The 23,400-nt window shown below is 61.2% G+C and carries 29 protein-coding genes; 15 read left to right on the top strand and 14 right to left on the bottom strand.

Annotated features, from left to right (window positions below):
• Positions 1-10: 10 nt before the first annotated feature.
• The gene (locus tag CFR80_RS09895) at positions 11-1,411 is read right to left on the bottom strand and encodes a GntP family permease (RefSeq protein ID WP_010515277.1); all 1,401 of its coding nucleotides are present in this window, start codon (positions 1,409-1,411) and stop codon (positions 11-13) included.
• Between the two features lie 271 nt (positions 1,412-1,682).
• On the opposite strand from CFR80_RS09895, the gene CFR80_RS09890 reads away from it, so the two are divergent.
• On the top strand, positions 1,683-1,862 hold the full coding sequence (locus CFR80_RS09890; protein ID WP_010515276.1) for a hypothetical protein: 180 nt from the start codon (positions 1,683-1,685) through the stop codon (positions 1,860-1,862).
• Between the two features lie 228 nt (positions 1,863-2,090).
• Here the strand turns inward: CFR80_RS09890 and CFR80_RS09885 are convergent, their stop codons facing one another.
• Entirely contained in the window at positions 2,091-2,354 is a 264-nt protein-coding gene (locus CFR80_RS09885) for a hypothetical protein (protein ID WP_146221629.1), read from the bottom strand.
• Between the two features lie 113 nt (positions 2,355-2,467).
• Between CFR80_RS09885 and rfbB the strand changes: the two genes are divergently transcribed.
• Both rfbB and rfbA read left to right on the top strand, forming a co-directional pair.
• A complete protein-coding gene (rfbB, locus tag CFR80_RS09880) occupies positions 2,468-3,532 on the top strand; it encodes a dTDP-glucose 4,6-dehydratase (RefSeq protein ID WP_042658920.1) in 1,065 nt (354 codons plus the stop codon).
• Positions 3,533-3,561: 29 nt separating this feature from the next.
• The gene (rfbA, locus tag CFR80_RS09875; RefSeq protein ID WP_010515273.1) at positions 3,562-4,443 is read left to right on the top strand and encodes a glucose-1-phosphate thymidylyltransferase RfbA; all 882 of its coding nucleotides are present in this window, start codon (positions 3,562-3,564) and stop codon (positions 4,441-4,443) included.
• Positions 4,444-4,628: 185 nt separating this feature from the next.
• On the opposite strand, the gene CFR80_RS09870 is transcribed toward rfbA, so the two are convergent.
• Entirely contained in the window at positions 4,629-5,168 is a 540-nt protein-coding gene (locus CFR80_RS09870) for a hypothetical protein (RefSeq protein ID WP_029329593.1), read from the bottom strand.
• A 350-nt stretch (positions 5,169-5,518) separates the two neighbouring features.
• Here CFR80_RS09870 and CFR80_RS09865 point away from each other — a divergent pair, with 350 nt between their 5' ends.
• Positions 5,519-6,370 carry a glycosyltransferase family 25 protein gene (locus CFR80_RS09865; protein ID WP_010515271.1) on the top strand — a complete coding sequence of 284 codons (852 nt, stop codon included), beginning with the start codon at positions 5,519-5,521 and terminating at the stop codon, positions 6,368-6,370.
• A 94-nt stretch (positions 6,371-6,464) separates the two neighbouring features.
• On the opposite strand, the gene CFR80_RS09860 is transcribed toward CFR80_RS09865, so the two are convergent.
• Positions 6,465-7,076, bottom strand: a complete 612-nt coding sequence (locus tag CFR80_RS09860; protein WP_232275789.1) for a hypothetical protein — start codon at positions 7,074-7,076, stop codon at positions 6,465-6,467.
• Between the two features lie 368 nt (positions 7,077-7,444).
• On the opposite strand from CFR80_RS09860, the gene CFR80_RS09855 reads away from it, so the two are divergent.
• Positions 7,445-8,368, top strand: coding sequence for a hypothetical protein (locus tag CFR80_RS09855; protein WP_010515269.1), 924 nt, complete (start codon positions 7,445-7,447; stop codon positions 8,366-8,368).
• Between the two features lie 153 nt (positions 8,369-8,521).
• Here CFR80_RS09855 and CFR80_RS09850 read toward each other — a convergent pair whose 3' ends face one another.
• Positions 8,522-8,902 carry a hypothetical protein gene (locus CFR80_RS09850; RefSeq protein WP_010515268.1) on the bottom strand — a complete coding sequence of 127 codons (381 nt, stop codon included), beginning with the start codon at positions 8,900-8,902 and terminating at the stop codon, positions 8,522-8,524.
• 92 nt (positions 8,903-8,994) lie between these two features.
• Complete coding sequence (locus tag CFR80_RS09845) at positions 8,995-9,468, bottom strand: surface-adhesin E family protein (protein WP_232275787.1); 474 nt, start codon at positions 9,466-9,468, stop codon at positions 8,995-8,997.
• 144 nt (positions 9,469-9,612) lie between these two features.
• Between CFR80_RS09845 and CFR80_RS09840 the strand changes: the two genes are divergently transcribed.
• Together CFR80_RS09840 and CFR80_RS19295 are read left to right on the top strand one after the other, a co-directional pair.
• Positions 9,613-10,812 carry an aldose epimerase family protein gene (locus tag CFR80_RS09840; RefSeq protein ID WP_010515266.1) on the top strand — a complete coding sequence of 400 codons (1,200 nt, stop codon included), beginning with the start codon at positions 9,613-9,615 and terminating at the stop codon, positions 10,810-10,812.
• 83 nt (positions 10,813-10,895) lie between these two features.
• Entirely contained in the window at positions 10,896-11,069 is a 174-nt protein-coding gene (locus CFR80_RS19295) for a hypothetical protein (RefSeq protein WP_010515265.1), read from the top strand.
• Positions 11,070-11,096: 27 nt separating this feature from the next.
• Here CFR80_RS19295 and CFR80_RS09835 read toward each other — a convergent pair whose 3' ends face one another.
• Positions 11,097-11,252, bottom strand: a complete 156-nt coding sequence (locus CFR80_RS09835) for a hypothetical protein (RefSeq protein WP_232275784.1) — start codon at positions 11,250-11,252, stop codon at positions 11,097-11,099.
• A gap of 419 nt (positions 11,253-11,671) precedes the next feature.
• Positions 11,672-11,848 (bottom strand): hypothetical protein, encoded by a 177-nt coding sequence (locus CFR80_RS19290; protein ID WP_010515262.1) that lies wholly within the window; start codon positions 11,846-11,848, stop codon positions 11,672-11,674.
• Positions 11,849-12,058: 210 nt separating this feature from the next.
• Between CFR80_RS19290 and CFR80_RS19285 the strand changes: the two genes are divergently transcribed.
• From CFR80_RS19285 to CFR80_RS09825, 3 genes are all read left to right on the top strand, one after another.
• Entirely contained in the window at positions 12,059-12,220 is a 162-nt protein-coding gene (locus tag CFR80_RS19285) for a hypothetical protein (protein ID WP_167335751.1), read from the top strand.
• Between the two features lie 163 nt (positions 12,221-12,383).
• Entirely contained in the window at positions 12,384-12,560 is a 177-nt protein-coding gene (locus tag CFR80_RS19280) for a hypothetical protein (RefSeq protein WP_010515260.1), read from the top strand.
• 162 nt (positions 12,561-12,722) lie between these two features.
• Positions 12,723-13,109: a hypothetical protein gene (locus tag CFR80_RS09825; protein WP_010515259.1), complete on the top strand. Its 387-nt coding sequence runs from the start codon at positions 12,723-12,725 to the stop codon at positions 13,107-13,109.
• A 36-nt stretch (positions 13,110-13,145) separates the two neighbouring features.
• On the opposite strand, the gene CFR80_RS09820 is transcribed toward CFR80_RS09825, so the two are convergent.
• The 3 genes from CFR80_RS09820 to CFR80_RS09810 all read right to left on the bottom strand — a co-directional run bounded on the left by CFR80_RS09820 (position 13,146) and on the right by CFR80_RS09810 (position 15,085).
• Positions 13,146-13,478 carry a DMT family transporter gene (locus tag CFR80_RS09820; protein ID WP_010515258.1) on the bottom strand — a complete coding sequence of 111 codons (333 nt, stop codon included), beginning with the start codon at positions 13,476-13,478 and terminating at the stop codon, positions 13,146-13,148.
• 3 nt (positions 13,479-13,481) lie between these two features.
• Complete coding sequence (locus CFR80_RS09815) at positions 13,482-13,688, bottom strand: hypothetical protein (protein WP_232275782.1); 207 nt, start codon at positions 13,686-13,688, stop codon at positions 13,482-13,484.
• Positions 13,689-14,008: 320 nt separating this feature from the next.
• On the bottom strand, positions 14,009-15,085 hold the full coding sequence (locus tag CFR80_RS09810) for a restriction endonuclease (protein ID WP_110507293.1): 1,077 nt from the start codon (positions 15,083-15,085) through the stop codon (positions 14,009-14,011).
• A 129-nt stretch (positions 15,086-15,214) separates the two neighbouring features.
• On the opposite strand from CFR80_RS09810, the gene CFR80_RS09805 reads away from it, so the two are divergent.
• Together CFR80_RS09805 and CFR80_RS09800 are read left to right on the top strand one after the other, a co-directional pair.
• Positions 15,215-15,814: a GDSL-type esterase/lipase family protein gene (locus tag CFR80_RS09805; protein ID WP_029329591.1), complete on the top strand. Its 600-nt coding sequence runs from the start codon at positions 15,215-15,217 to the stop codon at positions 15,812-15,814.
• 101 nt (positions 15,815-15,915) lie between these two features.
• Entirely contained in the window at positions 15,916-16,311 is a 396-nt protein-coding gene (locus CFR80_RS09800) for a hypothetical protein (protein ID WP_010515254.1), read from the top strand.
• Positions 16,312-16,434: 123 nt separating this feature from the next.
• On the opposite strand, the gene CFR80_RS09795 is transcribed toward CFR80_RS09800, so the two are convergent.
• Positions 16,435-18,084: a phosphoethanolamine transferase gene (locus CFR80_RS09795; RefSeq protein WP_110507292.1), complete on the bottom strand. Its 1,650-nt coding sequence runs from the start codon at positions 18,082-18,084 to the stop codon at positions 16,435-16,437.
• Between the two features lie 230 nt (positions 18,085-18,314).
• On the opposite strand from CFR80_RS09795, the gene CFR80_RS09790 reads away from it, so the two are divergent.
• Positions 18,315-19,535: an NADP-dependent isocitrate dehydrogenase gene (locus tag CFR80_RS09790; protein WP_010515252.1), complete on the top strand. Its 1,221-nt coding sequence runs from the start codon at positions 18,315-18,317 to the stop codon at positions 19,533-19,535.
• Between the two features lie 140 nt (positions 19,536-19,675).
• On the opposite strand, the gene CFR80_RS09785 is transcribed toward CFR80_RS09790, so the two are convergent.
• Entirely contained in the window at positions 19,676-20,944 is a 1,269-nt protein-coding gene (locus CFR80_RS09785; protein ID WP_181418192.1) for a dicarboxylate/amino acid:cation symporter, read from the bottom strand.
• Between the two features lie 268 nt (positions 20,945-21,212).
• On the opposite strand from CFR80_RS09785, the gene CFR80_RS09780 reads away from it, so the two are divergent.
• Both CFR80_RS09780 and CFR80_RS09775 read left to right on the top strand, forming a co-directional pair.
• Positions 21,213-21,800 carry a TIGR00645 family protein gene (locus CFR80_RS09780; protein ID WP_029329588.1) on the top strand — a complete coding sequence of 196 codons (588 nt, stop codon included), beginning with the start codon at positions 21,213-21,215 and terminating at the stop codon, positions 21,798-21,800.
• Between the two features lie 287 nt (positions 21,801-22,087).
• A complete protein-coding gene (locus CFR80_RS09775) occupies positions 22,088-22,588 on the top strand; it encodes an RrF2 family transcriptional regulator (RefSeq protein ID WP_048855872.1) in 501 nt (166 codons plus the stop codon).
• A 33-nt stretch (positions 22,589-22,621) separates the two neighbouring features.
• Here the strand turns inward: CFR80_RS09775 and CFR80_RS09770 are convergent, their stop codons facing one another.
• Complete coding sequence (locus CFR80_RS09770; protein WP_232275796.1) at positions 22,622-23,212, bottom strand: DedA family protein; 591 nt, start codon at positions 23,210-23,212, stop codon at positions 22,622-22,624.
• Positions 23,213-23,400 lie beyond the last annotated feature (188 nt).

Below are 23,400 nucleotides of genomic sequence, written 5' to 3'. Positions count from 1 at the left end.
CCTATGCCGATCAGGCAGGCAGCACCGCCCACATCGTTGCGACACCAGCGAAGACCAGCAGGGCGGCGACCAGCGTCATGATGCTCCAGCTCTGCAGGCCTTCGCGCACGCTGACGCCGCACATACGGGTCACGATCCAGAACCCCGCGTCATTGACATGCGACAGCGCCATGCCGCCCGCCCCCATGGCCAGCGCCACAAGGGCCAGATGCGTCTGGTCCAGGTGCAGCCGCCCGATCATGGGGCCAAGAATGCCCGCCGTGGTCATCAGCGCCACGGTGGTCGGCCCCTGCGCCACACGCAGGATCATGGTCAGGACAAAGGCCAGCACCAGCAGCGGCAGCCCGCTGGCCGCCAGCAGCCCGCCCAGCGCATCACCCACACCGCTGCCCACCAGCACCTGTGCGAAAGCGCCGCCCGCGCCGGTAATCAGGATGATGATGGCCGTCCCCGGCAGGGCTGCGGCCACCACGTCGGACACCGTAGCCAGCGCCAGCCCCCGCCGCAGCCCCAGCAGCCACGCGCACAGCATGACATCCAGCCCAAGGGCAACAAAGGGAATCCCCGCAAAGACCAGTACCGAACGCAGGCGGCCCGGCTGCATGAGTTCCCCCGCCAGCGTACCCGCCACCATCAGCACCACCGGCACGGCAATGACCGTAATGACTTCCCCCATGCCGACCGGCCGGTGCTGGCCTGCCTGCAGGAACAGGCGTGCGGGTCCATCCGCCGCGTCATGGTTCCGTACCGCATCACGCGCCTCATCCACCACGGCGCGGATGTCGGGTGAGCAGCCAAAGGGCTGTGCCATGATCGGGCGCGTCAGCACATAGGTCAGCACGGTGACCACCGCCGCCAGCGGCAGGCCAAGCAGCAGCATGTGCCCCGCCCCCACATCCAGCGCCGCCGCAACCGCAACCGCGCCCGGATGGGGGGGCAGCAGCGCATGCACCGTCAGCATGGTCACCGCCATGGGAATGCCGAACACCGCAGGCGGCCGCCCCGTCTGCCGCGCCATGCCATAGACCAGCGGCATGAGCATGATGACGCCCACTTCAAAAAAGACCGGAATACCCACACCGAAGGCGGAAATGACCAGCGCCAGTGGCACATGCGCAGCTCCTACGCGGCGCACCAGTCCACGCGCCACCACGGCGGCCCCGCCCGAAAGGTCGATCATCCGCCCGATCATCGCCCCAAGCGCCACGATAATGGCAATATGCCCCATGGTGCGGCCCATGCTGCCCTGGACCGCGTCGGCCAGCTTTGCCACCGGCATGCCGGTCAGCAGCGCCACCCCCACCGCCACAACCAGCAGGGCAACGAAAGGATGCAGCCGCATCCGCAAAATCAGCAGAAGCAGAACGGCAATGGAACCGATGCCGGTCAGAATCAGCGCGAACGGAGTCATGCAGGGAATCCCGTCGTAAGGACGGCCAGTTTCGCATGGCCAAACGGATCTTATCGGGCATCCCGACACGGCCCGCAACGCCGCTACGCATGAAAAGCATATCCCGTGGAAAAAACGGCGGCCAACTGGCCTTTTTTACGTGATGACCGTGCCCTCTCCGGATGGGATGAATTTTCCTGCTTGACAGGGTTCGATCCTGTCTGCATTACGCGCCACCGGTCACGAACCGCAGTCGCTTTTTTGGGGCCTCAGCACCCCGGGACGTCACGCCATGACAACCATGATCAATACGCCAATGCCCTCCGCACGCAGCGTCCAGACACGCCGTGCCGTGGACCATGCGAAAAGCATTATGCGCGAGATGTGGATCGTGCCCATGGTCGTCATGGGCAGTGTCCTGTGCGGCGGGATATTTACCCTGCTGTCGCACCTGCTTGGGCACGCCGGATAAGGAATAATATCCCCGGCCGCAGGACCACGCGTTGCGGACAGGCGGTCATGGCAGAAAGCCGGCACAGCGTCCTGCGCCTCATGCCGTATTGGTTGCGCTACCCGGTGAACATGGGCGTTACGTGATATGTAGTCCCATCACCATCTGCACATCCCCCGCACGGGCCTGCTGACCTGCACCTGACATCATCCATGTTTCCCGTCCCGGCACGGACGGCCCTGCCAGACCTTACGGGCGGCTGTCGCCTGCACGCCGGGCCATCATGCCGTTTTGATGCACCAGCCCTGACAGGTCGGCCATATGCCCCGCCCTGCCTGAACGGGCCGGGACAGTCTGCTCCTCAATCCACATAAGCCTATCGCCCGCGTCTGGACGCCGCCACTTCGGGGCCGTGACCACCACGTGCGTCCCCATGCGCACGCCCGTCACATCGCGCTGTCGTCCCTTCGTCCCACAGATCGATGCTCCCCATAGGGAATGGTTAACCATCATCGTCGATACTGCGTCGCGTAACCGGATGGCCCGCGCCACCGGCTGACGGGTCTTTATGGGCACACTCTGGCCGCAACGGTCAGGTCAATACCGAATTTGAATCGAACATCTATATGAATACATTAAAAATATTATTGACCGGAGGCTGCGGTTTTATCGGTTCAGCCGTGGTGCGGCATCTGATCCACAGGACAGCGCACAGTGTCATCAATGTCGACTGCATGACCTATGCCGCATCACCCGAAACGGTGGCACAGGTTGCGTCCAGCAACCGTTACCACCACGTTCGCACCAGCATTCTTGACGCTGCGGCCATGAAGCGCCTGTTTGATACCCACCAGCCTGATGCCGTCATGCACCTTGCGGCGGAAAGCCATGTGGACCGCTCCATCGACGGGCCGGGCGTGTTCATGCAGACCAATGTAATGGGCACCTATACATTGCTGGACGCAGCGCATGCGTACTGGCAGGGGCTGGATACCGCCCGCCGGAAGGCATTTCGTTTCCATCATATCTCGACCGATGAGGTTTTCGGGCATCTGGATGCGGGTGATCCACCCTTTACCGAAACCACATCCTATGATCCACGCAGCCCCTATTCCGCGTCCAAGGCGGCGTCCGACCATATCGTGCGGGCATGGCACCATACCTATGGCCTGCCCACTTTTGTCACCAATACGACGAATAACTACGGGATCTGGCATTTCCCCGAAAAGCTGATCCCGCTTGTTACCATCAATGCCATCGAAGGAAAGGACCTGCCGGTTTACGGCCGGGGCGAAAACATCCGCGACTGGCTGCTTGTCGAAGACCATGCCGAAGCCCTTGTCCGGGCCATCGAACACGGGAAACCGGGGGAAACCTACGCCATTGGCGCACGCCAGCCCCGCACGAACCTGCAGGTCGTCAGGACCATCTGTAACGTGCTGGACGAACTGGTGCCGGACCCCGATGGCCCGCGTGACCGTCTGATCCGCTTTGTCGCCGACCGTCCGGGCCATGATTTCCGTTATGAAATTGATCCCACCCACGCCGAACACGCGCTGGGGTGGACCGCACGGCATGATTTCGAAACCGGCATCCGCCACACGGTCCAGTGGTATCTGGACAACCGTGCGTGGTGGGAAAACATCCGTGCGCAGCACTACACAGGCCACAGACTGGGAACCCGGGCATGACAGCCATATCCGCCACACACACCCGGCCGATGAAGGGAATCCTGCTGGCCGGTGGTTCCGGGACACGCCTGCACCCGATGACGATTGCCACATCCAAGCAGTTGCTGCCCGTCTATGACAAACCGATGATCTATTATCCCCTGACCACCCTGATGCTGGCAGGGATTCGGGATATCCTGATCATCGCCACCCCGCAGGACATGCCGCAGTTCCAGCGACTGCTGCGCGATGGATCGCAGTTCGGGGTCCGTTTTACCTACCGTGTCCAGCCCGCGCCCGATGGGCTGGCGCAGGCATTCATCATCGGGGAAGACTGGATTGATGGCGCGCCGTGTGCACTGGCGCTGGGTGACAACCTGATTTTTGCCGATCATCTGAGCAGTCTGCTGCAGGCAGCGGCGCAACGGGCGCAGCAGGCGAACGGGGCGACCGTTTTCGCCTATCAGGTGCGTGATCCTGAACGCTATGGCGTCGTCTCGTTCGACAGAAACGCTCGCGCGCTGAATATTGTCGAGAAACCTGAAAAGCCCGATTCCAATTGGGCTGTGACCGGACTGTATTTTTACGATCACCGCGTGACGGAATTCGCACGCCGGGTCCGGCCCAGCGCGCGCGGTGAACTGGAAATCACGGACCTCAACAGGATTTATCTGGAAGAAGGCACGCTGGATGTTGACCAGTTGGGACGCGGCTGCGCCTGGCTGGATGCCGGCATGCCCGACAGCCTGATGCAGGCTGGCAATTTCGTGCAGACCATCCAGTCCCGTCAGGGCATGCTGGTCGGGTCGCCTACCGAAGTCGCGTTCCGTATGGGGTTTATCGATCGCGATGCCCTGCTGGCGCAGGCAAAACGGATGGCCAAGACGGAACTGGGCTACATGCTGCGTCTGGTCGACCAACCGCAGGCGTGAAGGGATAAAAAAGATCGGCTAACCAGAAACGCCGCCTTTTTGAAAAAAGGCGACACCAAGGGACTCCTGTTTTTATCCATGGTCTTTTTCAGGCAACCTGCAGGCGTTCATGACAGTTGAGCGGCTGGGCCACCCCATCTGGCCATGGAGAAACGGTATCCCCATGCCAGCTTGCAATCTGCCCGTTAGCGGGACGCGGAGCGTTCATTACCCACATGGCGATGATCCGCCTTATGTGGCGCCGGTTCCGCCAGCCAGTGAATCCGGGCATTGCGCAGTTCAAAATTACGCTGCCCCTGCACTCCCATATCCCCGAACGGGTCGTACACCACGCCACTGACCTCGGCCTGGCACTGTTCATGCTTGCCCGTGTCACCGCAGATCTGCTGGGCCTTGCGAAAGGAGGATTCCTCCATTGTCGGGCCATCAAGCGGCACCGCACCGTTCCAGTCCACCTGTCCCGGCAGATCAGCAATACGGAAGGCCGCGCAATCCGCCCCGCCTGAATTGGCCGAGGTAATGTAACACCCCTCAATCCGCACCGGCTTGCCAACATACTGCGCCGCCTGCGTCTGGAACGCCGCCACATCCAGCGTCGCGACCGGGGCGGGGGCAGCATCATGGCGTGCCTTTGTCTCCCGCGCCATGGCGGGTGCCAAGACTGTTCCCGCCGCGATGATGGCCAGCCCGCCAGCCAGCGCGCCAAGATGAAAACGTCCCCTCACGTCCTGTCTTCCTTTTCTGCAGGTCAGCCAGCGCTGACAATCCGGAAAGGAAGAATGTTTGCCATACACACGCCCGTTGTCACCACAGCCCAGCGTGCGGGCTGCCATGCATGCGCAACCGGGGACTGTCCCGCCGGCCGCAACCCAGGTCATATCCGGGCACATGCAGCACGCCATATGCCCTGCCATCTGCAGGAAAACAGGTCACGGCAGGGGAAGATGCGGCAATGGAACCCACGAATATATCTCTATCCTTCAGGGGGCAGCATCGCTAGTGTGCCGCGATCCGTTCCTGTCAAGTGGTTATGTCAAGATATTACTGATATAGAATCAATGATCTGAAAATAAAAATGCATCCACGACCACATGATCAGGAATATAGATTTCCCCATATCCTCATTATCAGCCTGCCACATGCCATACAGCGCCGGGAATTATTAACCCGACAACTGGCAGGTTTCGGTCTTGATTTTGAATTTATGAATGCGGTTGACGCCACCAGCCTGACCGAACGTGATTACGGGATATACAATCGGTGCAGGCGGCGGATTTTCATGGGCAAGGACCTGTATCCCGGCGAGATCGCCTGCCTGCTGTCACACAAGAAAGCCCTGCAGCAGATCGCGGCGAAAGACAGGCCATGGATCGTTCTGGAGGACGATGTCCTGCTCTCCCCCGACTGGCCGTATGTGGTGCGTGCCCTGATGCAGCGACGGGATGAATGGGAGTTCGTGCGTTTTTTCGGCGACGCCAAGCACGCCACCCGCCTGCAGCGCAAACTTGTGCCCCTGGGCCGGAACTACTGGCTGACGCGTATTTCCACCACGCCCGGCGGGGCACATGCCTATCTGGTCAGCCCGTCCGGCGCACGCAAGATCCTGCGCTGCCTGCATTACACCGCCACCCCGATCGACACATTAATGGGACAGCCGTGGAAAACCGGACTTGGCGCACTGAGCGTCTGGCCTGGACTGGCGCGGGAAAACGGGGAATTCCCGTCCTATATCGGCAATGCCCGCTTTGTCAGCGCACCCACCACCACCGGTCTGGAACGCGCATTGTATTTTGCCGCCAATCCGGGCCTGCGGCTGGTGCAAAACATCCTCAAGCGCGGGTTCTATTACGGCCACGCGCTACCTGACCGCTGGCACCGCTGCACCCGCCAGCAGGCCGGTGTGGCGCCCCATCCTGCAGAGCACTGAGCCTGCCTGTGGAACATCCCGCAGATTATAAAGGCGTTTCTGGTAAGGCCTTTTTCGACAGAGACGGCACCCGGATACTTCTGTTCCCATTTACCTAGAAAGGCGATGCCTTCTGTCCCGCGCCCTGACCCAGATCGGCAAAATGCTGGGTTTCGGTGCAGCCCCGGAAACGGTCCAGCACGGGAATGCTGCCCGCCAGATTGACGCTCAGCGTCGTTCGGTCGCCAAATTTCACCAATGCCACATGCGACTTCGCCATGGCATCCAGCAGGTGGGTAAGGTCATCGGCATGGATATCAGCCGCAAGGGTCGTGGCGTCATTGGCCTGCATGTGGAACACGCGGGTGTAAGTCCCTACCGTAACCGTCATGTCGCCTTTTTCACCACTGGCCAGCGTCCAGTGATCATCGGCACTGCGCACCTGTAGCGATTCGGCATCGGCGCGGAACATCAGGATCTCACTTTCCGATCCGGCAATGCACAGGTCAGTATGCGCGCCCGCATCGGGTGTGTGGTGGATGGCAACCCATCCACCCGCGCGTTCATCCACCAGCATCTGCGACGGGCTGGGGCTGCTGTTCTCGTCTTCCGGCTGCATGGCCACGGGCACGGCACGGGGCCGGTCATCATAGGACTGCGCCAGCGCGATCCCCGGCAGGGAGATCAATGCCATACAGCCCAGAAGAAAAATCTGTTTCCTGCTCACTTTGCGACAATCCCATTGCAACAAAGACCGACGAATCGGGATGATGGATCATTCCAGCATCACCTTAACGTGACGCTGACATATATTGTCATAATTCAGGACATGGAAGGACAATCCCCGCATGTCTGTTCCCACGATCTGGAAACGGGGCCACCATCTCACGGGATCGTGGCCAATCTGCGACAAAGCATGTCCAGCCCTTCAACGTGGTGCGTGCCATGTCGGTGGCAAAAATAATAGTAAAGAAGAATTTCATTTTCCCGCCGCCACAGGGGCGACCTGTGCACATGGCATTGGCCTGCCGGTATCACACCGTTATCATGGGGCCACTAACGGGATTTCATGGATACTGGAAGGAAAGGGCCGGGATGCGCCTGCTACCTGCTGCCATCCTGGCAATCGGGACACTCTGCGCCACATCACACGCGCACGCCGCCGACCCGGACTGGATATTCGCCAATAGCGGACCAGCCGGCCAACCCATGGTCATGTCCCATCAGGGTACGCTGGATATCATGTTCTACCGTGCAACCAGCGGTACCGTGGGCATTGCCATCCACCAGCGCCACGGTCGTTACCGCAACCCCAAGGGGGTGGAAACGGCCATGGTCATGATCGGCAAGTTCACCATTGCGCTGCAGATCTTCAGCACCAACCAGAAATGGGACACCGCTGGCGGCGACCTGAACCCGGATACCGTGCCGGATCTGGTCAATGCGCTGAAGGCCGCGGCTACGGGCGCGCTGATCCCCTTCGAACATGAACCGGTACCGTTTTCGGTCAAGGGAGCGCTGGTAGCACTTGATGACCTGGCCCGGTATGCAACCCAGCACGGCGAAAGCCTGCCACCACCGCTGCAACCCGCCCCTGCGCCCCATGCGACGACCCCGGTGGTGGATATAGAAAAGCTGGCCCACCACCCCTACGACACCCAGCACGGGCGCAGGTTGACGCTGCCGCAATATGACATCGCGGCCAACTGCGACCGCGCCCATATCGAAATGCAGGATACGGATGGCGAATGCGTGTCCGCCGAACAGAAAAGCCAGGCAGCCCTGACAGCGCACTGGACCGGGTATGACAGTGACCTGCGCGCCGCCTGCCTGTCACTGGTCAGTGATCCGGGGCGGCTGGAAAAATATCAGGCACTGCTGATGTGCCTGTCGCGCTATCAGGATGACCGGCGGCAGTGGCAGCTTGTCTCCGGCTCCAGCGGCAGCGACGACATCATGCCTGCCAAGAACCCGGCACAGCAGGGTGGGGCACCAGCCGCCACCGCCGGTTCCCCCTGAGAAGTCGTTTAAAATCCGCGTATCGATAACAAAAAATAAAAGGTTTCGGGTGTCGCCTTTTTCCAGAAAGGCGACGTCTCCAGAAGCTTTCCGAAAAAAGCTTCACCAAAAACTTCCTTATGTTTACAGGGTGCTTTCCAGACAGCTTCCGGGTCAGTCAGCGGTCTGGCTGCGGCGCGTCAGCGCGAATATGAAAAAGATCACGCCGCTGAGCAGCAGCCCGAACAGGATGACCAGCGGCTGGATGTACAGCACCACCAGCACAAGGAACAGCACCAGCAGGGCGCTGTATTTCAGCTTGCGGTCCTCGCTGGAGAACAGGTCGATCAGCCCCTGTGAAATCTGGTGCAGGGCCGATGCGCCATCCGTCCCTTCGACCGGGGCGACCGTCAGCCCCCGCTGCGCCAGATGCTGCAGGAAAACGCGCGCCTGCTCCTGTGGCGGGATGGAGGCCGTATCAGAGGCCGTAGTGGTGGGCAGCGATGCCGCCACGGCATCGATTACATGACTATCCACAGAAGCCTTATCGTTCATTTTTAGCAGTTCCCCGAGCCATTCAGCGCATGATGCGCCGACCCATCCACGCTGTTATCCACATCACTTCCCGGGTTATCCCCAAACGGGGATTATTGCCCCCCGGCATGATTATGCCCCACATGGGCGCATGCGATGCGCCTGCCATCACGCAGGGAGGGATCGACCGTCATTTCCCCCCGTGGCACCGGGCCGTCCGCTATCCGGTGGCCCGTGCCCATATGGCCCGACCATGTGGCATAGGACAGCGTGCGGTATGTATCCGCGGCACAGTTGTACATGACGGAAAACCTGACCGAGGCAAACGGCAGCCCGTGACGGATCATGTCCTCGTCAAAATCCTGGATGAACGTGGCGGATGAATGCGTGCCATGCACCTGAACCGATGCAAGGTCGATATATTCATTCACCTTGTTCTGGTACGGCGGCAGCTTCTGCAGGTCCGTCTCGCCATGCGGGGCCGGGGATGCGGGCAGGTCCTGTACCTGTTCCGCCCATGCGCCGTCTACCGTTCCACCGCAGGCAATGCCCGCAGCCATCAGCGCCACCACAACCCTGTATCGCATTTTCTCCCTTTCATGCGCACGAACCGCACGCGTACACACCAGAACCGGTTTCATTGCCCTGTTTTGCAGGATCGTGCCAATGGCGGCAAGATAAACAGCAGATAACAGGATTTCCGACCAGCCGGATCATGACAGGAATGCTCCATGCACGCTTCTTTTTCGCGCTCGGAATACCGTTTTTCCCTTGCGGGGCTGCTGCTGGCGGCAGCAATGACGACAGCGGCGCACGCTGATACCGCCCCGCCCGTAACGCTGGACCGCGCCCCATTTGGCACCATGGCGGATGGCCAGGTGGTCGAACGCTTTACCATGGCCAACCGGCACGGCATGCGCGTGCAGGTCATGACCTATGGTGCGACCATAACCGCCATCGATGCACCGGACGCACGCGGCCATGTGGCGGATGTCGTGCTGGGGTTCCCGACGCTGGTGGGATATACCCGTGACAGCGCCCATGGCGGCCTGTTTTTCGGGGCGACTGTGGGGCGCGTGGCCAACCGCATCGCCAATGGCACCTTCGTGCTGGATGGACAGACCTACCACATCCCCCGGACCGAGGGGACCAACGCCCTGCATGGCGGTCGCAGGGGGTTCGACAAACATGTATGGACAGTGGAAAACGCGGGCACCACCGCTAATGGCGCCAGCGTGACCCTGAAGCTGGTCAGCCCGAACGGAGACGAAGGATTTCCCGGCACGCTGACCACCCATGTCACCTTCAGCCTGAACGACAGCAATGAACTGTCGCTGCACTACGTCGCGACAACGGACCGGCCCACCGTGGTCAACCTGACCAACCACAGCTATTTCAACCTGAATGGCGAGGGCAGTGGTTCCATTGAAAACGAGATGCTGCAGGTCAATGCCGACAGCTTCACCCCGATCGACGCAAAATCGGTGCCGCTGGGCACGGTCGCGCCGGTCGCGGGCACGGCGCTTGATTTCCGGACACCCCACCGCATTGGCGAGCGCCTGCGCAATACGGACCCGCAAATGATGTATCCGCACGGTTATGACCAGAACTGGATCGTCAACAGCCAGCTTTCACCCACCCCGGTGCCAGCCGCCCACCTGTGGGATCCGGCCTCGGGGCGGGTGCTGGACGTGCTGACCACGCAGCCGGGGTTGCAGGTCTATACATCCAATTCACTTGACGGGCGTTATGCCGGCCCCTCGGGGCACACCTATCGCCAGACGGATGCCGTGGCGCTGGAAACCCAGCATTACCCCGACAGCCCGAACCACCCGGCTTTCCCCGGTATCGAACTGAAACCGGGACAGACATACAACGAAACCACCCTTTATCGTCTGGGCGTGCAACCCGTGCCGCCCCACCATCCTTGATGGCCGTAGGGAAACACCGTTGATTCCGGGGGGAATATCCTTACATACCTCACCATAGCGTGATTGAAGGACGTAAGACCCAGATGAAAAAAATTGCCGTTCTGCTACTGCTGGCGGGACTGACAGCATGCCAGTCCGGCCATCCCCCCACCGACCCGAGCGAAAGCGGCGGCGTAGGCGGCATGACCGGATCGCCAGGACAGGATGCGCCCAGTGACGGTCCCGGCGGCTCTGGCGGGCCGGGCATGGGTAACTGAAGGTGGAGAAAAGCGGGCGCGTCGCGGTCAGTCGCGTCCGCCACATATGTTGATCACCCCAAGACCAAGCAGGCCAAGGCCCGCCAGTCCTTCGGCCACCATCCATGAGACCGGGCCAATCCCGTCAGCGGTCATACCGCGCACCAGCACCCCCACGCTGCCAATCATCAGGAGCAGGGACATGATGGTGGCCCATTTTATAATCTTGCCGCGGTTCATAAATCTCTTCGCTGTCTGTCGATCGGGTTACCGGCAGGCCCGGCCCCGTTCCTTCTAACACCCGGAAGGGACAGGCGTCCAAACACGGCATGCGCAGCCGCAATGCATGTATCGCACATCAGGGATATTTCATGCGGATGTGAATCCCGCCAGTGCATCTTCCATGCCTGTATGACGTTACGGAATTCACGAACCATCCGGGCCGGTGCCCTGCCACAGGGCCGGTCCCGAGACAGGCAAGGAGCATGGTCATGCAGGCACCCCGCGCGCCCTCCATCCCTTCACGCGACTGGTCCGTGCGGATGCGGCACCTTGTCCAGACCTGCAGGGCCTATCCTTACGCGTTCCTGCGCCTGTGGGATGGGGATTGATCCCCGTCCCGTTCATTCATGCCGCAGGTCGGATGCGGAAAACCATTCGTCATTTCCCGTGCTGTCGCTGCGCACGCGAATCTGTCCGTTTTCGATAATCTCGACAATCGTGCCCTTCATGCCGCGCAGTTCCGGTCTGACGGCCGCATCATCCTTGACCACCACAATATCACCCGCCTTGAAATCCACGTCCGGTTCTCCCCTGCCAGCTGTTCCGGTGGCCCTGCCCGGTGCCCATGGGCCACCGTGCTCCACGATCCGCCAATCATGCCAATGATGGCCGACATCGCAAGCCGCTGTCCGGCCATGTCATACCACATCCGCATAAAGGACAGGTTGCAGCGGGAAAATATGTTCCGACATGAAGGAACAATCCATTACGAAACACAGGAATTCTTTATGTCAGCAGGACACCACCTTCCCTCCGCCACGGATCTGCAGCGTGAACTTGAACAGGTGCGCCGGGATTACGCCATTGCGCTGAAGGACCGGCCCGAACACGCCCGCGCGCTTGAAGAACGCGCCAGGAAGCTGGAAGCCGAACTCGCCCGCCAGAAATAGGCAAGGCGGACCCACGCCCCCGTATGGGCCTGTCCCATGTCAAGAGAGCGACATGACAGGCTGCCATGCGGCGACGGCCATGGATCACGACGCTGTTCGACCCCATGTGATTGGGAACGGACACGCCGTGTGTCCCCTACAGAACAAGAATTAGGATGCTATCATGAGCAAAGTGGCAACCAGTGGTCCCGACGCACAGGGCAAGTACAGCCTCGAAGTAAACATCGGTGGCCTGACCGGCACGCTGAGCGGCTTCAGTTCCGCCATGGAAGCCGAGGATTATGCCGTTTCCCTGCTGCGCCGCGTCAAGGAACTGGCCAAGGCCGACGGCCTGAAATAATTCCTGAAACCCGCCGGTAACGGGTGGCGTGCAGCATTACGCCCCCCGGCCGGCGTGGCGACGGCCATCAATGGTCGTCTTTGTGCCTTTTTTCTTTATACAGTGGGAAACCTGACTGGATCAGGACGTGAAGCTGTATATGGAAAAAGGACGCTCTTTCCCATGAAACGACTGACCCGGTCATTGACGGTACTGGCATTGGCCAGCCCGCTTGTCGCCTGTGTCGACGGTCCCGGCTATTATGGCGGCTATGGTGGGTACGGCTACGGTCCCTCCGGCGGCTATTACAGCGGATATGGCGACTATTACGGCGGTGCGCCCATCTATATGGGACGCGACGGCGGATGGGGCGGCGGCCACGGTGGTGGCCGCGGCGGACCCGGTGGCGGTTTCCGTGGCGGCAGGCCGGGCGGTGGTGGACCCGGTGGGGGCTTCCATGGTGGCGGACCGGGTGGCGGTGGCCCCGGTGGGGGCGGACGCGGTCCCGGCGGTAGTGGTGGTCATGGCGGTGGCGGCCACGGGGGCGGCGGTCCCGGCGGCCGACGGTAATGAAACGGGCTGGTTCCCTTGTGGGACCGGCCTTTTTTATCCATGTCGGCCCGCGCCGGACAGCAGGTTCATGACCAGCACGCCGCATATGATAAGCGTCATGCCGGCAATGGCCGCCAGATCCAGCTTCTGTCCCAGCACCACGCGGCAGACCAGCGCAATCAGCACCGTGCCAATGCCGGACCAGATGGCATACGCCATGCCGGTTGGGATAGTGCGCAACGCCAGCGACAGCGAATAGAACGCCACGGCGTACCCCGCCACCGTGACGCAGGACGGCACCAGACGTGTAAAGCCGTTGGACAATGTCAGGCAGAACGTAGCGGTGACTTCCGCCACGATCGCAACCAGCAGATAGATGTACGCCATGCCCTACGGGCGGCGTCCGTGGCCCGGCCCGCATGGCGGCAGGCCCCTCAGACGGGGGCGCGGTGCACGGGGGGGAAGCGGCGTCTCGTCACGAATCGCCACGGCGTCATGCCCACGGGCACGCAGGGCATCCGCAAACCGCTGGACATGGGTCCATTGCGCGCCCGCATACAGTTCACGCCCGTCCAGCATTACACGATGTCGTCTCAAACTTTTCCCTCATCCTGTCATATCTGACCGTAGAGATGGGGATGGCGGCCATAAAGCGCAACGGCACACGGAATTTGTTTCAACTTTGCAGGAAACCTTCGCTTTCGTGAAACGATTCATGTATAGGAAAGATAGGAGGTATGATACATGAGCAACTCTGCACGCATGATCGCCCATCTGCTGATCACGGTCCGGTTGAGTACGCGCAATCGTCCTTCCGCACCTGTTCCCGCAGCATCACGCGATTGACCATGTCGCGCCGGGGACACCCGGCGCGCATCCATCAGACACATTCTGTCATGTTATGACATGATGAAGACTCATGCCTTTTTTCGTGCCCGCGCCAGTTGGGCGGCAAAGGCAGGCAGTTCATCATGATGCAGCAGGGCCACGTGGTTCGACTGTGCCAGCTGCCGGGCGGATGTCGTGTAATCCGAGTTGGACACCACGGCCGCCACGTCCGCCTGATAATGCAGCCGGGCTGCCGAAATCTGCTGCACCGCCTCATTCCCCACCGCATTACGATACAGCTTGCACTGCACGACCAGACGCGTCCTGCCGCGCGTGGCAATGACATCCGCGCCCTGGTCCCCGCCGGGCGGCGTCGCATGCGCGTCCCAGCCACAGGCCCGCAGGCGTTCGGCGCAATAACGTTCATATGCAATGGGGTCCATGTCCGGCGCGTAACCGCTGCCGGCCTGCACGGCCTCCCCACGCGACAGTTTCTGGCTGGCCACATGTTCGATCCGGGCCTGCACGCGGTCCGCAATGACCGGCCATGCCCATTGCAGGCGGCGTGCCCGTAACGTGGGTTGCACGACCGTTTTGATGAATTCCGCCTGTTCGCGCCGCCATCGGGTCGTACGTTCCACGCCATAGCTGTTGACCTGCACCAGTTGCCTGCGCCGGATGCGCAGGGCATCGGCATGCCGGTTCACCAGCCCCCTGCATACGCGCCATGCCCGGTGCCGACGGAAAAACCGCCAGCCATACCGCAGCAGCGGCCATGCCAGCACCGCCCCCACCCCCGCAAGGACAAGGCGCAACAGGCCAGGTGGCAGCACCACCGCCATACCCGATGCAGGGCGCACGGCAGCAGCAGGGAAATAAAGCGGCACATCCCCTTTGCGGACAGGCAGGTGGCGCAGCAGCACCGCATCGCCATGATGGCCCAGCATTTGCCAGCTTCCTGTCCCGTCCACACGCCTGCAATGCAGTTGGGCCAGCACGCGCTCATGCGCGGCAGTGACAGCCAGCCCGTCCACCCGTTCCAACGTCGCCGCCTGCATACAGCCCACGGTTGCGGCGGGCACGCCATAACCTGACTGCCCCGCCATGGCGGGCGGCGGGGCCAGCAGCAGCCCGCATCCCAGCCATGGCACGATCCCTGCCCGCATTCCTGTGTTCCCACCCCATGTTCGCAGCGTGTTCACAAACCCTAAAGCATGAGAACAAAATAAGAAAGTGCAGAAGCACCAATCCGTTCCGCCATGGTTTTCCCTCGCCAACGCGCCTATCATGGGGGAATGCGAATCTGTTTTATCGGCGATAGCTACGTAACGGGAACGGGCGATGAAACCTGTCAGGGATGGGTAGGACGCCTCTGCGCCATGGAACGGCAGGCAGGATACGACGTCACGCCCTATAATCTGGGCGTGCGGGGACAGACCAGCCGTGACATTGCCGTACGATGGCATGCCGAAACCCTGCCCCGCCTTGCGGGACGCCATGATGGCGGCGTCGTGCTGTCCTTTGGCGTCAATGACTGCACCGCCACGGCGCATGGCCTGCCACGCGTGCCGCACGATGAAAGCATCGCGACAGCGCAGCAAATCCTGCAACAGGCCCGGCAGACATGGCCGGTTCTGGTTATCGGCCCCACCCCGGTCGGCCGCGCCAGCCCCGATGACCGCACGCGGGCCCTGTCACATGCCATGGCCGGATTATGCGCGCAGCTGGACGTTCCCTTCCTGTCGGTCTGGAACCCGCTGCTGGCGCATCCGTCATGGTGTGCCGAAATCGCCCATGGCGATGGCGCCCACCCCGCAGGCGGCGGTTATGCTGCACTGGCCAGGATCATCCATGGCTGGCCTGCATGGCGAAAGTGGATGGGACCGCTACCCTAAACCCGCACGCCGGTTTATCCGTTTTCCCTGGCATGGCACGACGGCAGGGTCACATTCGCCACATGCCCGCCATATCCTGTTTTGAACAAAGGCATACAGACATGAAAAAGCTCATTACCTGTGCCCTGCTGGGCGTATTGGCAGCAAGCGGCATTTCCACGGCGCGGGCCGAAGTGCCGGAAGGGGAACTGAACTCGCTTTACATCCGGCCCGAAGTGAAGCTGCCCGCCCCGGCGCTGGCATTCCCCAATTATCCGATCGTCGATGACTGCACGACGGAATTTGGCGATGAAGTCACCAATGCCTGCGTTACACAGGAAAAGGAACGCGCGCTGGTCCTGCAGCCCGCGTGGGATGAATATCAGGACAGCGACAAGATCGCCTGCCAGGAGGACGTGACGCATATCCGCCATATCCAGCTGTACAAAAACCTTGCCTACTGTATGGACAAGCGTCGTTATGACGCATGGCTGAAGAAGCACCCCAACGGGCAATAAGGGCTTTTCCAGCCCGGAATGCTTACCAAAAAGGAATGACAGTTTTCGGGTGCCGCCTTTTTTCCGAAAAGGCGGCGTTCCCCTGAAACATTCTGAAAACAGCGCCACCCGGAACGCCTGTCTTCAGTCCCGTGCGATATGGCACCTGCCATCATCATGGCTGTGGTCATAATCGACGTTCTGGTTGGTGCCGCTGTCCCCGTGCACGATGCGCGGCACACGGGCGGGATGGGCTGACAGCACCGACAGACCCGCATCCGCCGCACCGTAATATAGCCCCGCCGCGTCCAGTACGCTTGGCGGCAGGGCCGCAAGCGTCAGCGGGACATGCACGTTATCCCGCGCGGCCTGTGCCGCCTGCGGATGGGCCGCCTGCCATGCGGCGGATGTCCATAGATAGAACGGTATTTCATACGCGGCGCGCACATCCCCATGTGCGGGAATCCCGCCCGTGCATTCCGTAACCCGCACCCCATGATCGGATACATAAAACAGGGCGGATTCCCCCCCATGGGCTTCCAACGCAGCGCGCACATGGGCCAGCATGTGGTCGGTATAGGCAATGCTGTTGTCATAGGACGTGCCAAGACTGGCAAAACCGCGGGGATACCGATCGGCCGCGTTTTCATGGCTGCCAAACAGGTGCAGCACGATAAAGACGGGTCCGTGCGCATCCGCAATGGCATGATCCACGACCGGCAGCATGCGTTCATCCAGCACCGGACTGCTCATGATCCCGTCATGCACGGTGGTGTAAGCGATATGATGGGCCTGTTCCGAATAGGCACCAATCACGCTGTCATATGGGCCAAGGCGGGGATGGTTGCTGATCCACCAGGTATCAAATCCCGCCGCATTGAACACCGACACCAGATCATGCCCTGGCGCCGCACCGGGTCGCAGCCGGTCATATCCCGACAGGATGACCGGCACCGCGCCAACCGTGTAATCAAAGGGGGTCACCATGTCATCAAAGCGCACAAGCCCCGGCACCTGTTCCATTTCCGGCGTGGTGGACGGGCCGTAGCCATAGATATGGTGATGGTCGCGCCGCGCGCTTTCCCCGATCACCAGCACGACCACCTGTGGCGTAGCGGGCGGCGGGGGATCGAAATGGATCGGTTCATGGCTGATCCGTCGCGCCATATCGGTCACGCGCCGGGTTTCACGCCGGGCGGCGACGTAGCCGGTCACCATGCTCCACGGCCATGCCCGGTCAAAACGGGAATGGATGGGCACCAGCGGATTTTCGGTCCCGCCCCGCGTGGCGGGCAGGTGCCACCATAACTGCACGGTGGGAACAATGATCCAACCCAACAACAGTACCACGCAGGCCAAGCGCGTACGGACCCGCCAGTTCACCACCGCGCCACGTGGCCGCGACAGGTAAACTCCGGTCAGCCCCACCCACAACAGCGCCCATGCCACCAGATAGGGCAGGACAGGCCATACGTACCCCACCATAACGGGAAACGAGCAGTAAAACAGGATCAGCCACAGCGGATAGCCGGGCGGCGCGCCACCTATGCCGATGTAATACAGCGCGGCAGGCATCAGCACGACCACAGGCAGCAGCAGCCCCAGCAGTACCCGCCTGCTGTTGACCAGCAGCGCGATCACCGCCCACAGCACCACCGACCGTACCACCCCCTGCAACGCCGTACAGGCGGGCAGCAGCGCAAGGGCGGCCATAAGGCAAAACATTACATCGGGCCAGATACGCCGGCAGCGCGCGCGCCAGCAGGCCGTATCCGGGGGAGGACGGGCGATCATGACCGTTTCATGTCACACGCCCCCGCGCGCGGGTAGCCCCATCATGCGCCCATGCGGCAGGGAGATGGCACGTTTGTGAATGAACCCGCATGCGGCAATGCTTTTTATCCCCTGTCGGCACGCCTAATAATGCGACCGCCGGGAGGCCCGCTGCGCGAACGGGCGCCAGAAAAAACCATAGAAAAAACAGTCATTACAAAAACTGAATCATAAAGGCAGACAAACGTACCATGGCAAAAATAAAGGTCAAAAATCCCGTTGTCGAAATGGACGGCGACGAGATGACCCGCATTATCTGGCATTTCATCCGCGAACGGCTGATCCTGCCGTACCTGGATATCGACCTGAAATATTACGACCTTGGCATCCGCCACCGTGACGAGACCGATGACCGCGTAACGGTGGAAGCCGCCGAGGCCGTGCGCCGGTACGGTGTGGGCGTGAAATGCGCCACCATCACCCCTGATGAGGCACGGGTAGAGGAATTTGGCCTGAAGAAGATGTGGCGTTCGCCCAACGGCACCATCCGCAACATCCTTGACGGCACGATCTTCCGCGAACCGATCATCTGCTCCAACGTGCCGCGCCTTGTCCCGCACTGGACACAGCCCATCGTGATCGGCCGCCATGCCTATGGCGACATCTACCGTGCCGCCGAAACCCGTATTCCCGGCCCCGGCAAGGTCACCCTGCGCTACACCCCCGCCGATGGCGGCCCCGAGCAGGTGCTTGACGTACATGACTTCAAGGGCCCCGGCGTGGCGCTGGGCATGCACAACACCCGGGCCTCGATCGAAGGTTTCGCGCGCGCATCGCTGGCCTACGGGCGTGACCGGAAGCTGCCGGTCTACCTGTCCACCAAGAACACCATTCTCAAGGCCTATGACGGCATGTTCAAGGACGTGTTCCAGGAGGTGTACGAACGGGAATTCCGGGCCGAGTTCGAAAAGCTGGGCCTGACCTACGAACATCGCCTGATCGATGACATGGTGGCCTGCGCACTGAAGTGGAAAGGCGGGTATGTCTGGGCGTGCAAGAACTACGACGGCGACGTGGAAAGCGACATCGTGGCGCAGGGCTTCGGCAGCCTCGGCCTCATGACCTCGGTCCTGCTCAACCCCACGGGCGACGTGGTGGAAGCCGAAGCCGCCCATGGCACCGTGACCCGCCACTTCCGCGAACACCAGAAGGGGCGGCCCACCAGCACCAACCCCATCGCGTCGATCTTTGCATGGACGCGGGGCCTGGCCTATCGTGGCAAGTTCGATGACACGCCCGACGTGACCCACTTTGCCCGGACGCTGGAACGCGTGTGCGTTGAAACCGTCGAAGGCGGCCAGATGACCAAGGACCTCGCCCTGCTGGTGGGCAAGGACACAAAATGGCTTGATACCCAGCCCTTCCTTGACGTGCTGGATGAAAAGCTGGGCGCAGCACTGGCCAGGGCGTAAAAACACGGACGGGACGGCTGAAAGACCGTCCCGTTCCACATTCTGAAAACCAGAGAAGTTTTTGGTGAAGCTTTTTGAAAAAAAGCTTCAGGAAACGCCGCCTTTTCGAAAAAAGGCGGCACCCATAAAGTTTTACCTGTTCATTCCCCTTCCGCCAGCGGGCGGGATTCCAGTGCCCCTTCCCACCGTGCGGCGACAGCGGCGGCATAACCATTGCCCAACACGTTGGTTGCCGTACGCGCCATGTCGAGGAAGTGGTCGATCCCCAGGATCAGCGCCAGCCCCGCTTCGGGCAGGCCGAACTGCGGCATGACTGCCGCCAGCGTGACCAGGGCTGCACGGGGCACGCCGGCAATGCCCTTGCTGCTCAGCATCATCACCAGAACCATGGCGATCTGCTGGCCCATTGGCATATGGATGCCATAGGCCTGCGCGATGAACAGCGCACCGAAGGACTGGAACAGCACCGACCCGTCAAGGTTGAAGCTGTAGCCCAGCGGCAGCACGAACCCGCTGATACGGTCGGGCACGCCAAACTGCTCCAGCCGTTCCACAAGCAGCGGATAGACCGATTCACTGCTGGCCGTGGCGAAGCCCAGCAGGATGGGCTGCACCAGCAGCCGCGCAAGGGCGAATACGCGCCGTCCCAGCACGCAGAAGGTCATGGACGTCAGCAGGACCCACAGCACACCCAGCGTGCCATAGAATTTGCACAGGAACAGACCGAACGTGCCCAGTATCCCTGCCCCGCTATGGGCCACGCTGCCCATGACGGACCCGAATACCGCAACAGGGGCGGCGTACATGACCATGTCGGTCATGCGCAGCATGATACGCGCCAGTTCCCCCGTCCAGGGCAGAATCATGCGCTGCGCCCCTTTCCCCGCCGCCGGAAGAGCCAGGCCGAACAGGATGGAAAACACCACGATCTGCAGGATGTCGTTGCGGCCCATGGCGTCAAAAATACTGGTGGGCACTACATGCAGCACGAATTCGACCGGGTCGAAATGCCCATGCGCAAGCCCCAGATCCCCGACCGACAGCGGGGTGGTGAACCCGGACCCCGGCTGCAGCAGGTTGGCCGCAACCAGCCCCGTCACCAGCGACAGGAAGGACGCCACGATAAACCACAGCAGGATGCGCCCCCCGATGCGCAGGACCTGCGCCCCATCACCCAGGCTACCGATGCCTGACACCAGCGTTGCAAAGACAAGCGGGGCAATGATCATGCGCACAAGCCGCAGGAACAGGCCCGTAAGCAGGCTGGCAAACCGGGCGGCGGGTTCGCTGGCCGCAGGTCCCACCGCATGCAGGACCAGCCCCGCCACAACACCCAGCGCCAGCGCCACGACAATGGCGCGCGTCCGGTGGTTCGCATTACTTTTGCTGGGATGGGCCAATATCAGCATCCTGTAGCTGTGGAAGACACGCGGGAAGTAGCGCGGCGTCCCCCGGTCATGCAAGACGGCCACGCATCACGTCCAAGGCGGCCGCCATGTGTCGCCTGCGCATTTCACCTGACCGTGCCGTCACACTGTGCAATCCCGCCCCGGGGAACGGGACGGGCAGACACATAATCGTTATCATTACGGAATGGGAAAGAAAAAAATCCGATAAAAAAATGAGCGCTGCAATATAGACCTACCCATTCGGGTAGGATGAGATTATATAAGCCGCATGCACGATCACACGCCGCAGGCGTCGTCTCCTGTCCCGGCTGAGGGGACACCATGGCTGGAAAGCGGTCTGGAGCGGCTGTTTTTCCGGGCGAGGTGGTTGTGCGCGCCATTATATCTCGGGCTGACGGCCGGGTTGCTGGTGATACTGGTCAAGTTCTTCCAGACCGTGTGGACGCTGGTCAGGCATAGCTACACGCTGGAATTCGATGATGTGTTTGTCGGCATCCTCGACATGATCGACCTGGTGCTGCTGGCGAACCTGCTGCTGATCGTCATGTTCGCGGGGTATGAAAACTTCGTCTCCAAACTTGATGTGCGCAATCACCGGGATTTTCCCGACTGGATCGGCCATGTCACGTTCGGGGACATCAAGATCAAGCTTATGGCCTCGATCGTGGCCATGTCCGCGATCCATGTCCTGGCGGATTTCATCCGGGTGAACGAGATTTCCAGCCGGACACTGGCATGGAGCGTGGGCATCCACCTGGCGTTTGTCGTGTCAGGCCTGATGCTGGCCATGATGGACCGGATGATGGAGCCACCCGCCGCGTCGTCTGGCGCAATGACAGAATCGGGCACCCACTAACGGGACTGCCCACAGCCGTTGAGACGGCACGGACATGGCGCCTGGGGGCGCAGCAGGCACAACCGGCGCCTGAGCGGACCCGCACCCGGCACTTTGGGGCGAGAGCAAGGCGCTTGCGCCCGATTACAATCACATTTGCGTGATATTATAGGACTGTTTACGTCGCCTTTATTTGCCTTCTGCTAACGCAAAACAAGGGCTGGAGCGTATTTCAATAGATAAACTGCATGTTAAATGCAAATTATAGGGGCCTGTTTCTGCTGATTGCCCCCATGTTAGATAGCCTCATGCGCCTGACCCTGCACACTGATTACGCCCTACGCACGTTGCTATACATGGGAATCCATGCGGACAGACGTGTCTCCATTCATGAAATCGCAAGCGCGTACGACATTTCCGAAAATCACCTGGTCAAAGTCATTCACCGGCTGTCGCGCCTCGGGCTGATTGACGCGCGGCGTGGTCGGGGTGGTGGGCTGCTGCTGGCCCATGCGCCCGGGGACATACGGATCGGTGATGTCGTACGTCAGACCGAGGATGACATGCGCCTTGTCAATTGCGAACCAACCGATGCCGAAAACAACAGCTGCTGCATCCTGTCGGACATGTGCCGCCTGCGCGGGGTACTGTCCACGGCGCTGGGTGCGTTTATGAATGTGCTGGACGCAACGACGCTGGCGGACCTGCTGCCGCCAGAAGAACATGCCATGCTGCGCGAACGCCTGCCCGGTCCCCGGATGCCACTGCCGACGCCAGTCAAGACCACCACCCGCCCCACATTGCAATAAACCCTGTCTGTACCCTGTTGCGCACCCAGGGGATCAGGACGGGGTTTCTACCCCCTGTGCCGCGGCATCCGCACGGGCTTCACGCAGGGCCTGCTGGGTCAGGCGTTCTTCATTGCGGCGCAGGAAAACGGCACTGAGCACCAGCCCGACCGCCACCGCCAGCCCCATCGCGATACTGGCGGGACCGGAAACCTGGGTTACCTTGCGTCCCAAGTAATACGCACCCGTGGCATAGCCACCCGCCCAGCACAGACCGCCCAACGCATTGAACAGCATGAAGCGGGGCCATGGCATATGGTTGGCACCGGCCAGCAGGGCCACGAATACGCGCAGAAGAGCGATGAACCGCCCGAAAAACACGATACCACTGCCATGATGGCGGAACAGGAAACGCCCCAGCAGCAGCCTGTCGGGCGTCAGCTTGATGCGTGATCCGTATTTCTGCAACAGCGGCAGGCCGACTTTCCGCCCGATCAGGTAGCCGATATTATCTCCGATAACCGCCCCCGTCACCGCGGCAAGCGCCACCCACTGGATATCCAGCTTGTGGGTGGCGGCACAGTAGATGGATGCTGAAATAATCAGTGTTTCAGCCGGAAGCGGCAGCCCCATGCTTTCCAGCATCACAATAAAGGTAATCACCCCATATCCGTAATGCTGGAACAGATATTCAAAATGATGCAGCAGCGTTCAGTCCTCCATCGCCGGGTAACGGGCATGAATCCTGCATCCCGCACACCGGCGCCGACAGAACCAGACCGCCGGGCACGGAACGCCAGCATGCGGGCAAAAGCGCATCACCTGAATCTGAC

Origin of the sequence: Komagataeibacter oboediens, from assembly GCF_003207815.1 — a bacterium.
Taxonomy (GTDB): domain Bacteria; phylum Pseudomonadota; class Alphaproteobacteria; order Acetobacterales; family Acetobacteraceae; genus Komagataeibacter; species Komagataeibacter oboediens.
Note: the sequence above shows the minus strand (reverse complement) of the source record. Positions and strands in the feature narration are given on the sequence as shown.